This window comes from Colwellia sp. Arc7-D (genome assembly GCF_003061515.1).
Classification (GTDB): domain Bacteria; phylum Pseudomonadota; class Gammaproteobacteria; order Enterobacterales; family Alteromonadaceae; genus Cognaticolwellia.
On record NZ_CP028924.1, the window covers coordinates 1,372,737 to 1,387,388 of the forward strand.

11 protein-coding genes, 1 tRNA gene and 1 pseudogene are annotated in these 14,652 nt (G+C 37.9%); 5 read left to right on the plus strand and 8 right to left on the minus strand.

Annotated features, from left to right (window positions below; all coding sequences use genetic code 11):
• Positions 1-2 precede the first annotated feature (2 nt).
• Positions 3-677 (minus strand): arylesterase, encoded by a 675-nt coding sequence (locus tag DBO93_RS05970; RefSeq protein WP_108455504.1) that lies wholly within the window; start codon positions 675-677, stop codon positions 3-5.
• On the opposite strand from DBO93_RS05970, the gene DBO93_RS05975 reads away from it, so the two are divergent.
• The 5 genes and pseudogenes from DBO93_RS05975 (at position 676) to DBO93_RS05995 (ending at position 7,737) form a co-directional block, all read left to right on the plus strand.
• A complete protein-coding gene (locus DBO93_RS05975; RefSeq protein ID WP_108455505.1) occupies positions 676-1,449 on the plus strand; it encodes an ABC transporter ATP-binding protein in 774 nt (257 codons plus the stop codon). The two genes, DBO93_RS05970 and DBO93_RS05975, sit on opposite strands and share 2 nt — an antisense overlap.
• Positions 1,450-1,451: 2 nt before the next feature.
• Entirely contained in the window at positions 1,452-4,034 is a 2,583-nt protein-coding gene (locus tag DBO93_RS05980; protein ID WP_239059127.1) for an FtsX-like permease family protein, read from the plus strand.
• 95 nt (positions 4,035-4,129) lie between these two features.
• Positions 4,130-5,164, plus strand: coding sequence for an AI-2E family transporter (locus DBO93_RS05985; protein WP_108455506.1), 1,035 nt, complete (start codon positions 4,130-4,132; stop codon positions 5,162-5,164).
• A gap of 302 nt (positions 5,165-5,466) precedes the next feature.
• Positions 5,467-6,240 (plus strand): 2OG-Fe(II) oxygenase, encoded by a 774-nt coding sequence (locus DBO93_RS05990; RefSeq protein ID WP_108455507.1) that lies wholly within the window; start codon positions 5,467-5,469, stop codon positions 6,238-6,240.
• 160 nt (positions 6,241-6,400) lie between these two features.
• Positions 6,401-7,737, plus strand: a pseudogene (locus tag DBO93_RS05995) (Na+/H+ antiporter family protein).
• Between the two features lie 160 nt (positions 7,738-7,897).
• Here DBO93_RS05995 and DBO93_RS06000 read toward each other — a convergent pair.
• The 7 genes from DBO93_RS06000 to DBO93_RS18910 all read right to left on the minus strand — a co-directional run bounded on the left by DBO93_RS06000 (position 7,898) and on the right by DBO93_RS18910 (position 14,637).
• On the minus strand, positions 7,898-8,374 hold the full coding sequence (locus DBO93_RS06000; RefSeq protein ID WP_108455508.1) for a DUF2947 family protein: 477 nt from the start codon (positions 8,372-8,374) through the stop codon (positions 7,898-7,900).
• A 193-nt stretch (positions 8,375-8,567) separates the two neighbouring features.
• Positions 8,568-10,496: a prolyl oligopeptidase family serine peptidase gene (locus DBO93_RS06005; RefSeq protein ID WP_108455509.1), complete on the minus strand. Its 1,929-nt coding sequence runs from the start codon at positions 10,494-10,496 to the stop codon at positions 8,568-8,570.
• 420 nt (positions 10,497-10,916) lie between these two features.
• Positions 10,917-11,528 (minus strand): glutathione S-transferase family protein, encoded by a 612-nt coding sequence (locus tag DBO93_RS06010; protein ID WP_108455510.1) that lies wholly within the window; start codon positions 11,526-11,528, stop codon positions 10,917-10,919.
• Positions 11,529-11,743: 215 nt separating this feature from the next.
• A complete protein-coding gene (locus tag DBO93_RS06015; RefSeq protein ID WP_108455511.1) occupies positions 11,744-12,937 on the minus strand; it encodes a leucine-rich repeat-containing protein kinase family protein in 1,194 nt (397 codons plus the stop codon).
• A gap of 125 nt (positions 12,938-13,062) precedes the next feature.
• Positions 13,063-13,139 (minus strand) — tRNA-Val (locus tag DBO93_RS06020).
• A gap of 164 nt (positions 13,140-13,303) precedes the next feature.
• Positions 13,304-13,957 (minus strand): MATE family efflux transporter, encoded by a 654-nt coding sequence (locus DBO93_RS18905; RefSeq protein ID WP_343215950.1) that lies wholly within the window; start codon positions 13,955-13,957, stop codon positions 13,304-13,306.
• Entirely contained in the window at positions 13,888-14,637 is a 750-nt protein-coding gene (locus DBO93_RS18910) for an MATE family efflux transporter (protein WP_239059128.1), read from the minus strand. Before DBO93_RS18910 ends, DBO93_RS18905 begins: the two co-directional genes overlap by 70 nt.
• Between the last annotated feature and the right edge of the window lie 15 nt (positions 14,638-14,652).

Here is a 14,652-nt window from a genome sequence, read left to right on the forward strand (position 1 = left end):
AATTACGGCTCCGTAGTCATTAAGTTGTTAAGTTGTAACTCAACATAGTCTGCGATAATTGGTTGAGCCTCTGCGTTTGGATGAATTCCGTCAGCTTGCATAAGCGATTTGTCGGTGGCAACAGCTTCCATGAAAAAAGGTAATAAAGTTATATTGCTTTCTTTTGCTACATCTTCAAAAACTTGCTCGAACATTTTATTGTATCTTGGGCCGTAATTAGGCGTGATTTTAATCTTGATCATTGAGACTTTTATATTTTTATCTTGTGCAATTTTAACCATTTGTAACAAATTATTTTTTATTAGCTTTGGCGAATAGCCTCTTAAACCATCGTTTCCACCCAGCTCAATCAGTAAATGGTCAACTTTTGTATTCGATAAAATGCCTGCTAGCCGAGATAATCCGCCACTCGTCGTTTCACCACTAACACTGGCATTTATTATTGTGTAAGGTTGGTTTTGCTCACTAAGTTTGTTATTGAGTAAATGTACCCAGCCTTGTGTGGGTTTCATCCCATAACTAGCGCTGATACTATCACCTAAGAGTAAAATATTGCTGACTGGTGTGATACTAATGCTGTTATCAACCGTATTGGTCTGTTTGTCTTGTGCAGTCACGTTCGTTGTAGTGATAAAAAATAAGCTAATAAATAATATATAAAGTGGATAATTTTTCATGCATGTAAATTCCGAGAGTATTCTAAGCGTTAAAGACCTAACTAAATCAGTACAAGTTGAAGATAAAACCTTAGTTTTACTTCAACCGCTCAATTTAACCGTAGCGGCGGGCGAGTCAATTGCCATTGTTGGTTCATCTGGTTCAGGTAAAACGACGTTATTATCAATTTTAGCTGGATTAGATTTACCAAGTACCGGACAAGTGTATCTTAAAAACCAGCCATTACACCAGTTTAATGAAGAGCAGCGTAGTCAAGTTAGAGCACAACATGTTGGCTTTATTTTTCAACAGTTTTTATTAATTAATAGTTTAACGGCATTGGAAAATGTCATGTTACCTGCTGAATTGGCTAACATGCCTGACGCCCAAGCACGGGGTGAAGCTTTACTGGCACAAGTAGGTTTGGCAGACAGGCTTGATCATTACCCATCTCAGCTTTCTGGTGGCGAACAACAGCGCGTTGCCATTGCTCGCGCTTTTATTGCTAAGCCTGATATTTTATTTGCGGATGAACCTACGGGCAATCTTGACAGTAAAACAGGGAAACATATTACTGATCTAATCTTTGATCTCAACGCTAAAGAAGGTACGACATTAGTACTGGTAACTCATGATGCTAAGTTAGCAGCAAGATGTCAGCGACAAGTTGAAATGGACAGTGGTGTTTTAACTGAACCAACATTTGAAGCTTCAGACAAAAGCCAAACGATCAGCAACAATATAAATGAAATCGAGATTGAAACGAAAATTTCAGTTTCGCAAGAAGGTTAGTCATGAGTAGTGCTAAATCTACAGCCTCAACCATGTGGCTCTCTCAATCGTTACGCTTGTTGCATCATGAGCTACGCCGTGGTGAGTTAACGATTATATTTCTCGCTATTGTGCTTGCCGTTGCTACTGTATTTTCACTCACCGGTTTTTCTGGCCAAATTAAACACGCCATTGTCTCAAATAGTACCAATACCATAGGCGCCGATCGTGTTCTGCGTATGTCGTCAGAAGTTGATCTGAGTATTATAGAGAAAAGCCAATCACTTGCGTTAAAATCTGCTCGAAAAATTGAAACTGAGTCAATGGCATTTGCTGGCGACAATATGTTACTGAGCGAGCTTGATGCGGTATCTGATAGTTATCCATTACGCGGCGAATTGCGTATTAAAACTTCGCTAACACAAGTTGAAAGTAAGATTGTAAATGCTCCCGAACCCGGTAGCGTTTGGGTTGAGCCAAGTGTATTAAGTCGTTTGGATGTAAATATTGGCGACGTCATTGAAATAGGTGTTGCGCCACTGATCATTGCCGGTATCGTTACTGACATACCCGATCGTTCATATCGTGCATTTATTGCAGGTCCAACGGTAATCTTAAATATTGCCGACATGCCAAAAACTGAGCTAATTCAGCCAGGAAGTAGGATAACATATAAATATTTGTTTGCCGGTGAAACCGATGCTATTGAAACATTTGAAGCTTGGATAAAGCCACAAATTAATGAATCTCAACGTTGGTATGACGCTAAGGCGGCACAAAATCGTTTATCAAGAATACTAGACACCGCAGAGAAGTTTCTTTCACTGGCCAGCATGTTAGGTATTGTATTAGCCGCGGTCGCTGTTGCGGTCGCTAGTCGTCGTTATGGACAGCGCCATCAGTCAACCGTTTCAATTTTTAAAGCCTTGGGTGCGTCAATTTCTCATGTCAGAAAGCTCTATTGTTTGCACTGGACTTTACTCAGTTGTTTAAGTATCGCAACAGGTTTATTGGTTGGCTATGGTTTGATGTTGCTTGGCGTTAATGCCATTGCGAGCTATTTATCGTTAGCAGATTCACCGGTAACCTTTGAACCCTTTTTAACCGCGATATTTACCGGATTATTGTGTGCTATTGCGTTTGCTATTCATCCGATTATGAGCCTAGTAAAAAGCTCTCCATTAAATGTTATTCGTGGTTTTAGCCAAGACAAAGTTGCACGTTTTGGCTGGCATCAGTTACCACCTTTATTAGCCTTATTTATATTACTGTTTATTTTCAGCCAAGATATAGTGATGAGTGCTGCCTTGTTATTAGGTGGTGTTGTTGTCTCGTTCATTCTATTGTTATTTGGCCGTGGATTAATGAGTGCAGGGCGCAGTGTTGGCACTAAAGCTGGAAAGTCTTGGCATTTAGCATTAGCAAACTTAAAGCGTCGAGCCAGCGAAAACAGTGTACAGCTAGTCAGCTTTACTATCGCAATAAAGCTGTTGTTATTGATAACGGTAATGAAAAGCTCAATATTATCAGAATGGGAACAGCAATTTCCTGAAGATACGCCGAATCATTATTTAATCAATATTACGCAAAATCAAATAGATCCTTTAAAAGCCTTTGTTGAAGATAACAATATCGCTAACCAAGGGTTCTACCACGTTTACCGCGGACGTTTGTCAGCGATTAACGGTATAAAAACTGTTGATGAAGATAAAGAAGAAAGACAAGCGCTAAATAATGAAAAAGCGGTTAGCGATAAGAAACAAAAATCTGATAAACCGAAGCAGCAAGAAAGTAGACAAGGCATGGGGCGTGAGCTTGGTTTAACTTGGCGCGATGAAATACCCGAGGAAAATGACATTATTTCGGGTCAATGGTGGCAAGTAGGTGATGAAAAGCCCCAAGTCTCCGTTGAAAGTAATATAGCCGAACGCTTAGAAATTAACTTAGGTGATGAATTAACCTTTACCCTAGGCTCTGATGAATTTACGGTGCCAGTAACCAGTATTCGTAAGGTTAATTGGCAAAGCCGTCAGTTAAATTTCATCATGGTGTTTAATGAAAGTGTGCTCGAGAACTTTCCAACAACATCAATTTCTGCTTGGTCAATTTTAGATAAAGACCGTGATCTTGTGTACCGCTTTTTGGCAAACTTTCCAACGATTACTGTGATGGATTTTGCCGCTATTATGGCGCAACTCAATAGTATTATTGAGCAAGTCACTGTCGCTATCCAACTGATATTAATTCTAGTCGTTTTGGCCGGTAGCTTAGTGTTAATTGCACAAGTGCAAGCCAGTATGGAAGAACGTGAACGCGAACTGGCAATATTAAGAACCCTTGGCGCTAAAGGCAGTTTATTGCGTAATAGTGTTTTGTATGAATTTGTCGCATTAGGCGCAATTGCAGGTTTAATGGCAAGTATTGGTATGGAAATAGCGGTTTATATTTTGCAAAGCCAAGTATTTAACATGACGGGTAGTTTTCATTTTCAATACTGGTTAGTGGGTATTGGCGCTGGCGCTTTTTTTGTTGGTACTATTGGTATGCTTAGTTGTTGGCGCTTGCTTAAATTATCGAGCGTTACGTTAATTCGACGCACGATGTGATTTTTCACTTTATAAAACTATATTGCCTTTAATACTAGCGGGTTCGGTATAAAATCGCGTATAGTTTTAAGTACTTATAGTTATGGGTTAAAAAAATGGGTTTACAAGGAAAGTCTGAAGGCGCAGTGAAATTTTTACTGGTTACTGCTGCGTTGTTTGTGGTGCTTGCAGGGGTAAAAACGGCGGCGACTTTATTAGTGCCATTTTTATTATCGGCATTTATCGCTATTATTTGTAACCCTCTCGTGGTCATGGCTGCGCGTTATAAAATACCCAAACCGGTAGCGGTTATTTTTGTCATAGGCATTTTTGTCTCTATTGCGCTTTCACTCGCCGGTCTTGTCGGTAATTCATTAAACGAGTTATCACAACTTATTCCGGTATATCGTGAGCAACTGCAAGAGCAGTTTATTTGGCTTACGCAACAGCTAAACAATTACAACATTATAATATCGTCAGAGTTATTAATTGAATACTTCGACCCAGCTGCCGCCATGGGATTAGCTGCAAAAATGCTCAGTGGTTTGGGCGGTGTTATGGCGAATTTGTTTTTGATTATTATCACGGTAATTTTTATGTTGTTTGAGGCATCATCAATACCACATAAATTACATTTAGCACTTGATGATCCACAAGCCCGTTTAAAACAAATCGATCAGTTTTTGGCGTCAGTAAATAACTACTTAGCGATTAAAACTTTAGTGAGTATTGCCACCGGTGTAACCGTTTCAATTATGTTATGGGCATTTGGTTTAGACTTTTTCTTACTGTGGGGCGTGTTAGCATTTTTACTTAACTACATTCCAAATATTGGTTCAATTATCGCAGCCGTACCAGCGATGTCGTTGGCTGTATTACAACTAGGGCCAGCGGCTGCAGGTTTTATCGGTTTAGGTTACTTAACCATAAATACCGTTATGGGCAACGTGGTTGAGCCGCGATATTTAGGCCGAGGACTTGGCTTATCTACTTTGGTTGTGTTTATTTCTTTAATTTTTTGGGGTTGGTTACTGGGCACCGTTGGTATGTTGTTATCAGTTCCTTTAACCATGATCATAAAAATAGCGTTAGAAAACTCTTCAGAAGGGAGTTGGTTTGCGGTATTACTATCCAGTGAAAGTGCAGATTAGCCCGGACTAATGAAGAAAATGCATGATAGCCGGCGATAGTTAAACATTAAAAAAGGGAATTAAATTCCCTTTTTTTGACGATAAAATATAGCAATAAAAACTGACTCTACATTATGTAATTACTGTTTTTAAATAAACCTCGTTAGTCGCCTATTATTACTGAGCAGTAAAAGTGAATTACAATAATCTAGTATTGTGCTTAACCAATAAGTCCAGATAATGGTGTAACAAGCAATTTAAGTTGTATGCAAAAACAGTAGCCTATTCAGTGTTGAGTTTAAGCCGCTTATTTGGAGAATGTAATGAAGTTTGAAAACGTTATAAACCTTATGTCGAATCAGGTCACTGACCCAACTTACATACAGCAATGTAAAGCAACGCTTGAGCGCGATGGTGCCATTGTTATTAATAATTTTATTACTGACCAAGCATTAGAGCAAATTAGGCTTGAAGGTGCTGCTAAGAAACATCTGGCTTTTTTTACTAATCAACAGCATAACATTTATATTAGTGATACTGACCCAAGTTACTCTGAAGATCATATTAGAAATAAGCGAGTAATATCGAGTAAAGGTTGCATTACTGATGATCAAATATCTGAAGAGTCTGTACTTAGAACGCTATATGACAGTGACACTTTTCGCTCATTTTTAAAAGAAGTCTTAAACGAACAAGCGCTTTATGCTTATGATGATGATTGCTCTTCAATTAATCTTCATTATGCTAGCGAAGGCCAAGAGCTAGGTTGGCATTTTGATAACTCTTCTTTTGCGACTACCTTAATGATACAAAAACCTGAGGCGGGTGGGGAATTCCAGTATGTGAGGGATGTTAGAGATGCAGACAAAGGTGAAATGAACTTTTCTGAGGCCGAGAAAGTGCTTGCCGGCGAGATTAAACCCGATATGCTAGCAATTGAACCAGGCGCCTTAGTATTATTTAGAGGCCGCAATGCTATTCACCGAGTCACACCAACCATAGGTGATATTACCCGAATGATGGTCGTGCTTGCTTATAACAATAAACCTGGTGTTGCATTGTCTGCATCAGCACGTAAAACCTTTTACGGAAAATAATAATTAAAATGTCACTTGGCCGTTAGCTAAAGGTATTACTATGGAAAAAATTAAGCGTCAAAGCCCTAATTATATGGGTTCAGAGATTAAAGTTGTTATCTCGATATTATCAATAGCTACGGCATATATGATTTATGAATCAATGCATTCAGGCTCTGCTATGGTTAATGCTGTACTGGTCTCTATTTTGTTGATGTTAAGCTTAAGTTTACTCAGGTTAAATGTTGTGGTGTCGCTGTTGCTGTCTGCAATTTTTGCTGGCGTTATAGGTGGTCTTAATATCACCGAAACCATAGAAGCTTTTAACACAGGTATTGGCTCCGGGGGAGAACCGCATTAAGTTATGCTTTACTTGGGGCTTTTGCTGCCACTATATCTAAGTCAGGTTTACCGGCGATGTTTGCCAGTAAAATTTCTAAAAAGCTTAATGGCGTTTCCACTGAAAACCAAACCCGAAAAATTAAATATTTGGTGTTAAGCTTTCTAATGTTAGCCGCTTTTTCATCACAAAATATTATCCCAATTCATATTGCTTTTATTCCTATTCTTGTACCTCCATTGTTGTTTATGATGACTAAAATGGGCATTGACCGCAGATTGATCGCTTGTATTTTAACTTTTGGTTTAGTTAGCCCTTATATGTTTTTCCCCGTTGGTTTTGGTGCTATTTTTTTGAATGATATTTTACTGGCCAATATTCAACAAAGCGGCATGCAAACTGACGGAATTAATGCCGCTGTAGCTATGTTGATACCCGCATCTGGGATGTTAGTGGGTTTACTGATTGCGGTTTTTTATAGTTATCGTAACAAACGTGAATATGACCTTGAAAAGTTGGAAAAAGTTGAGGGCATTGAAGAAGGCCATGAAACACCTTATTGCGGCAGAACAGTTGCCATAGCTGTATTCGCTATTGTCTTAGCCTTTACTATTCAAATACTGACACATTCGATGATTTATGGTGGTGTGGCAGGTTTTCTAATGTTCTTACTGTCAGGTTCATTAAAGTGGCAAGATTCAGACGATGTTTTTACTCAAGGCATGCGTATGATGGCAATGATTGGCTTTATTATGATAGCTGCGGGTGGTTTTGCAGAAGTATTGCGCTCAACAGGCGATATTAACTCATTGGTTGCCGCATCGGCCGATATCATGGGTGACAGTAAAGCGATAGCTGCTATTTTAATGTTATTGGTCGGGCTTTTTATCACCATTGGTATTGGTTCTTCATTCTCTACCATCCCAATTATTGCTGCTATTTATGTTCCGCTTGCGTTGCAATTAAACTTTTCACCTTTGGCTATTGTTGCCTTGGTTGGTACCGCGGCAGCCCTTGGTGATGCAGGTTCACCAGCCTCTGACTCAACATTAGGACCAACAGCAGGTTTAAATATAGACGGACAACATGACCATATTTGGGATAGCGTAGTGCCTACGTTCATTCACTATAACTTACCGTTAATAGCTTTTGGTTGGATCGCGGCGATGGTTTTATAAGAAATAATGACTTGAACAGAGCTTTAAATTTCTTTTAAGCTTCTTTTAACGTTATTTTCCTCCCTGCTAGAATAATAAAATAATTCACAGGGAGAAAATAAGCAGGGCTTTAAATGTGAGACGCTATAAAGCAACTTGAAGAGTTTTGGCTTAACTTAACTTAACTTGGCTTTTGACCAATCTTAAAATAACCAGTAGAGAGAAACTGCACCGCTTCATTTCGTTTTTTGCCAATTAAAATAGCACCATCATCCATAAACAAAAAGTTTTTCCAACAGCGTTGAAATACTGCCCATGTGGTTTCAATAACATTGTCTCGCGAGCTGCAATAATACACCACAGTATTATTATCCCACTTTAGATGTGTTAAAATCATCTCGGGTAATAAACTCTCTTCACTTTCCCAAACCGTTTCCCATTTACCATTATCCAACCACGATGAAGCATTTTCAGGCCAATCACCTTTTTTGAAAAAGTCAGGATGATCAACTTGTTTACTAATAGCTCCATCCCAAAGTACTTTGGCACGATTACTGACCATAGGCTTTATTTTGCTTTTGTCGCTATCGCTAATTGGTAGGCTAGCGTGCTTAAAAATCCAAGCATTTTTTAATTCTTCAATTGAGGTGTAATTCATAAAGGTTATATTGATGGCTTTAGTTTTAGTATAACAAGGGCAGCTAGTATCTCATTAATTCGGTTGAAATTGCAGGTTATAAAGTAAAAAAGGCAGATAAAATATCTGCCTTTATAAATTTTATAGCACTATATCTGTACAAATTAGCAGCTGTTTATTAACGTTTTAGGTGTATCTGTAAATACATCTATATTTATAACAGGTGTTTAGTTAAAAATGTATCAATCGCCGTTAAGGCTTTTATTCTTGATTCATTTTTCAATAAATAATGGCCTTCACCTTTCAACTCTATTAATTTTACATCTTTATCTGCATCTTCTAAGGCGTCATAAAAGTCATCAGATTGTTCAAAATCAACCACTTTGTCTCGTTGACCATGAATCAGAAGAATTGGGATTTGGACGTTATCAACATAATTTATTGGTGAAATATTTTTAATAAAATCAGCATCTTTACCATTTTTATTGATCACTTCTTGCCAGTAACTGTATGTCTCACTGTGTTTGCCATGTTCACGTTTTTCAAAGTCTAACATTGTTTCTACATCACTGATGCCGTTGATTGAAATAGCACATTGATATAAGTCAGGCGTAAAGGTTGCACCGGCTAAGGCGGCATATCCACCGTAGCTCCAGCCAAAAATACATACGCGTTTGGGATCAATGATATTTTCTTTACTAAGCGTTGTTACTGCATCTGTTATATCGTTTTGAATTTTTTTACCCCACTCGCCTCGACCTTTGGCTAAATGATCAATTCCAAACCCTTTTGAGCCTCTAAACTGAGGTTGAATAACTAAAACACCTCGGCTAGCTAAGTATTGCGCAAGCCAATCAAATTGTATTCTGTCATAAGATTCAGGACCTCCATGTGGCATAACAACCGCGGGTAGTTTTTGCTTAGCTTTGCCTTTGGGGTAGGTTAACAATGTTGGAATGTTTAAACCGTCACGGGCTTTATAACTATACTCAGACACAGGATTCACGATGTCAGCGGAAACTTGCGGGCGACTTGCTGCTAAAAAACTGAAGCTATTATTAGCAAACATTATGTACTCACCTGCTTGCTCACCACCTTCTAATTTAAAAATCATTTTTGACCAATTTGGTGTGTGGTCAACCAAGCTAAAGCTACTTTCAGGCATAGCTGATTGAATAACTTTAAAGTTTTGAGTTAATTGTTCATCAAAAAAAGCATAGCTTGGTTTAAAGCCTGAATATCTAACACCATAAACAACACGCTGAATATCTGTTAGCACTTGTTCTACATCTGCGTCGTCTCGGTTAAAAATAGGCTCAGATATTGTTCCATCTTTTAAAGACATGGTGAAATATTGTCGACGCCCGTTTTCGCCAGTTGTGGTCATTACCAGCGATTTTTTATCAGGCGTTAAGCCCGAAAATGAACGATAGCGATAAGCTGTGGTTTCAGAAAAAATGTCGACCCAATTGCCATCTATATAGCTTTGCACTCTATGGGTGTTATTTTTGTCATTAAACCTTTCTCGGGCAATTGGCTTACCGCTTTCATCAACAAAAAAATCTACCGCGTCGTGTGTACCAATAAATATTTGTTTAGGTTTCTTCTTCTTTTCAAGGTTGACCTTCATTAAAGTATAAACATTATACCCAGTATCACTACTATAATAAGCAGGCATATAAGCGGTTTCTTTATCTGGCGATAAACCTACAATGCTGCCAAGACTAGTTTGACCTTTATAAATACCATAGCCTGGGATCAACAGTTGTCTAACTTCTTTTGTTTTAAGGTTGTAAATAAAGGCGCTACTTATATTATGCATGCCTTTATACCCTTGAAGTTTCTTGTATTCTGACGCTCTTAATATCACTCTGAAGTTATCGATAAAATAAGCTGACTTTGCATCAATACCACTTAATGCTGTGCCACCTAAGGTTTTTCCGGTCGCAATTTCTTTAACGAGTAACACTTCACGGTCATTTTGAAATGTTCGATAAGCTATTCTCGAACCGTCAGGAGAAAGCGTCATTAAGCTTATTTCAGGATTGTTGGCGTAGATATCAAGTGTAGGTAAATTATTTTTTGCATTAGAAAATGTACATATACTAAAGCTGAAAACGATAATAATAATCTTTCTAAGCATCAACAAAAATCCTTTAAATAGAGTTATAAATATATTACATAAGTACAATTAATAAGCAATATTTAAGTGAATTAATACGTTAGAGCATTTGTTTACCATTTTTAAGTTTAAAAGTACTAAGATCTGCAAGGACAATATTTAGGTCCAGCTTTTCTTAAATAATTTTATGAGAGATAAGTTATGTTACAAGTATTGAAATGAAAATAATTATTAACACCTGCATTTGTACATATCGCTTTGCCCATGAGTTCTTTTGATTTATTAACAATAGAACCTATACCTTCTCCATATAGATTCAACGGTATTTAAGAGGTTTACCTATATTCGTGAATATAGGTATTAAGAACTGTATTTAGAGCCTAGGTAGCTAAAGATGATTTAATCTAACAATGTTATTTGTTAAGGCACTTTTTGAAACTACTAGGCTTTTGCTGATGGTCTTGAAGAAACTGCAGCGTACCAACGTTTTAAGTTGCTTTGCTCATCTAATATTTTAATATGATTAACGCGATTAAAGTCTATTGTGATGAGGGCTGTAATATCCGCAATAGAGAAACTGTCTCCTGCTATGTATTCTGAAGAGGCTAAGTGCTTATCTAAAAATGTAAAAAACGTTTTCACATTTTCACCACACTCTGTCCCCCAGTCCTTAATGACGTTCATTCGGTCTTTAAAGTAACCCGTTGTATGCTGGAAGCACATGCCTGTAGGCATCAGCAAAGATAATTCCAAGCGTCTTTGCCATTGTTCTATTATCGCTTTCTCAAGCGGATTTGCTCCCATTAATGGATGCTCTGGCTTCATTTCTTCAAAATATCGGCAAATAGCTACACTTTCACTAATAATGGTACCGTCATCTAATTCTAAAATTGGAATTTTAGCCAGCGGATTTTTTTGTTTGAATTCTTCCGTTAAGTTATCTCCGCGTAGAATATCCATTTGAACAAATTCGATGTCTTCAATGCTTTTCTCATGGAGAAATATTCTTACACGTCTTGCGTTTGGCGCGGTTGCTGTTTCATATATTTTCATTTTTATTATCCTTAATTGCTCAGCGATCGTTCTGGATAGTATAAATAACTAAATTAAAAGCATTTAAATTATAGATAAAATGTTTTTGATAAAAAAGAAGTTTAGTTTTTGCTCAAAAGCTACTTTATCATCAAGGGTGTTAAAACACTCAGTGAATATTTTTTACAAGATTAGTGAGTTTACCTTCGATAACTTTCAACTCAAGGCTATGTTAATCATCCTTGATGACAAACACTCAATAAGTCTTCTATAAAATAGGCTAAAGCGCGACGTTCAATTTTTTCGACTAATTTTTGCTGCTCGACAGTTAGCATGTGGTACATAGTGGCAGCTCCAAAGTCGCCAAAAATGATATTCGCTTGTTCATCAAACAAAGTGTTATGGGCATATAAATCACCATGACAAACTTTATTCGCGTGTAAATGCTCAAACACGTTTTCCATTTGTATCACTATTTTTTCAATTTGCTCGGTGCTTAAGGTGAAGCCTTTAGGAAATGTGTCACGAGTACAAGTTTGGAAGTTAGGCGGTAAACCTAAATTTTGAAAGTTATTTGGGATTAAGTTCATGATTAACGCTAAATAGTTATCTTCATTAACTTGCGCCAAAGAACGAACTAGGTTTTTATGATTGCCAACTTTTAAGCAAGCTTGTAATTCATCCTCAGGGTAACCATCGCTAGTTACTTTTCCTTTAAACACTTTTATAGCAACTTCATCTGGAAAGTTTAATGGCTTATCTGTCCAAGTAGCTTTTGAAATAACGCCTGACGCGCCTTGCCCAAGCACATTATGCAAAGAAAAACTTGATGAGGGTAGTGATGGTACGGTTGCTACCTTAAGTTGAGAACGACTAAATGGATTACCTGAGAAGGCAAACCATGCAAGCTTGGGTAAACCTAACAATTGTTCAGGGCATTCAGTGAGGTTATTCGCTGAAATGCGGACTAACTCAAGATTAACTGACTGAGATAAAGTTAACGGTAATGTTGTCAATTTATTACCTGCCAAGGCCAGTTTCTGTAGCCTTGGGCGTTCACCTAAGCTGTCAGGCAAAGTTTCAATGCAGTTATCGGTTAATATTAACCATCGTAATTTCGCAGGTAAAGCATCAGCAGCTACATGCTTAATTTGGTTCGACTTAAAGCCGACCATCTCTAAATTTTCACAACGACCTAAAACTTCAGGCAAAGCAGTAAAAATATTATTTGAGGCAAAAATTATTTTAAGTTTTTTGAGTTGGGTTAACTCGCTAGGAAGAGTGGTTAGTTGGTTATCAGATAAATCTAAAATCTCTAAGCTGTCGGCTAATGACAAAATTTCCATTGGGAATGAAGTTAATTGTTCAGCTAGCTTCAAGCGCGAAATGCCCATGAGTTCGCCAGATATTAACTGAGTCAGCGTATGCATTGATTCATCCTAATATTATTTTAGTAGGTGAAAATAACACTGCCATATAAAGTTTTAGATATAAAAAAACCCGAAAAGTGTAATTAAATACTTTCGGGCTTTTTTGGGTTTAATAAACCCTAATATGGTGCTCGCTACTGGACTCGAACCAGTGACACCTTGCATGTCATGCAAGTACTCTAACCAACTGAGCTAAGCGAGCAATATTTTCAAGTAAAATGTTGAGTAACTCAACGAGGCGCTATGTTAGCGATCTGCTTTGGCAAGTGCAAGCAGTTTTATTTAAAACTCGATGTAACTGCTGATTAATTCAGCAGTTGTTATTATCCTTGCTTATTTAAGCGACAACTATTGCCATTAACATGCTTAGCTGGTCAATGCCGCTTGTTGATCAAAGCGATTTTGTACTACCTTTAAGCGCCAAGCTAGTAATACTGCCGCAACAGTTAACCCAGAAATAAAGCCTATCCAAAAGCCATAAGGGCCCGATGCAGGAGCTATCCAATCGGTTAAGCCTAAAATTAAACCGAAAGATAAACCAACAACCCAATAAGAGAAAAAGGTGATGTACAAAATCGATTTAGTGTCTTTGTAGCCGCGAAGTGCACCTGCCGAAATAACTTGAATCGCATCAGAAAACTGAAATAAAGCCGCTAAAAACATTAAGCCAGCCGCGAGTTCAAGTACTTCTGTGTCAGAGGTATAAATAGCGGCTATTTGTGTTTTAAATATCAGGGTAGCGGCCGCTGTAGCTACGGCAATAATGAGTCCTAATATAACCGAGTAACGACAGAGTTCTTTTGCTTTTTCAAGGTTCTTATTACCTACCTCAAAACCTACTTTTATAGTCACTGCCATGGCTAAACTCAAGGGGACCATAAAAACTAAGCCCGAAAAGTTAATTGCTATTTGATGGCTTGCAACAACATTTGCGCCAAAGGGTATGAGGATTATAGCAACAGCAGCAAAAAGGCTGACTTCAAATAGTAACGAAAATGCGATGGGGTACCCAAGCCTAATATGACTTTAATTTCTGACCATTGTGGCCAATAAAACTGAGTAAACAGTGGCGCTTGCTTTAGGTGCTTTGAATAGTATGCGTAGGCGAGCATACCAACAAACATGACCCAATAAACAATGGCTGTTGCTAAACCACAACCTGCTCCGCCCAAGGCTGGCATACCAAACTCACCATAAATAAAAATATAGTTGGCTGGTATGTTAATCAATAAGCCTAAAATGCTGATGATCATAGTAGGGCGACTAAAAGAAAGTCCTTCTGAATAATTACGTAATACAAGATAAAGGCAATAACCCGGACCGCCCCAAACAATATAGCCTAAGTAGTCGAACATCAGTTGTTTAAGCTCAGGCTCCATAGCAATCGAGTCTATCAACAGCGGTGTTGCGATGTAATAGAGAATAATGATGATTATCGAGAAGAAAACAGCTATCCAAGCGGTTTGATAACTGGCTTTTGCTATATTATCGAACTGATTTGCACCAGATAATTGCGAAATAATACTGGCCAGTGCCATTATTAAACCTGATATGGCTAAAATTAATGGTAACCAAACACTACTGGCAACAGCAACTGCGGCCATGTCAGTTGCGCTCACTCTACCTGCCATTACTGTGTCAGCAAAGCCCATTAAATTTTGGATCAATTGAGCAATTAAAATTGGATAAGCCAATTTCATTAAATTTTTGCTATT

What these genes read in the sequence shown, in the direction of transcription:
- DBO93_RS18910 (WP_239059128.1), bottom strand. Translation starts at nt 14,637, where the DNA reads ATGAAATTGGCTTATCCAATTTTAATTGCTCAATTGATCCAAAATTTA.
- DBO93_RS06015 (WP_108455511.1), bottom strand. Translation starts at nt 12,937, where the DNA reads ATGCATACGCTGACTCAGTTAATATCTGGCGAACTCATGGGCATTTCG.
- DBO93_RS06010 (WP_108455510.1), bottom strand. Translation starts at nt 11,528, where the DNA reads ATGAAAATATATGAAACAGCAACCGCGCCAAACGCAAGACGTGTAAGA.
- DBO93_RS05990 (WP_108455507.1), top strand. Translation starts at nt 5,467, where the DNA reads ATGAAGTTTGAAAACGTTATAAACCTTATGTCGAATCAGGTCACTGAC.
- DBO93_RS06000 (WP_108455508.1), bottom strand. Translation starts at nt 8,374, where the DNA reads ATGAATTACACCTCAATTGAAGAATTAAAAAATGCTTGGATTTTTAAG.
- DBO93_RS06005 (WP_108455509.1), bottom strand. Translation starts at nt 10,496, where the DNA reads ATGCTTAGAAAGATTATTATTATCGTTTTCAGCTTTAGTATATGTACA.
- DBO93_RS05985 (WP_108455506.1), top strand. Translation starts at nt 4,130, where the DNA reads ATGGGTTTACAAGGAAAGTCTGAAGGCGCAGTGAAATTTTTACTGGTT.
- DBO93_RS05970 (WP_108455504.1), bottom strand. Translation starts at nt 677, where the DNA reads ATGAAAAATTATCCACTTTATATATTATTTATTAGCTTATTTTTTATC.
- DBO93_RS05975 (WP_108455505.1), top strand. Translation starts at nt 676, where the DNA reads ATGCATGTAAATTCCGAGAGTATTCTAAGCGTTAAAGACCTAACTAAA.
- DBO93_RS05980 (WP_239059127.1), top strand. Translation starts at nt 1,452, where the DNA reads ATGAGTAGTGCTAAATCTACAGCCTCAACCATGTGGCTCTCTCAATCG.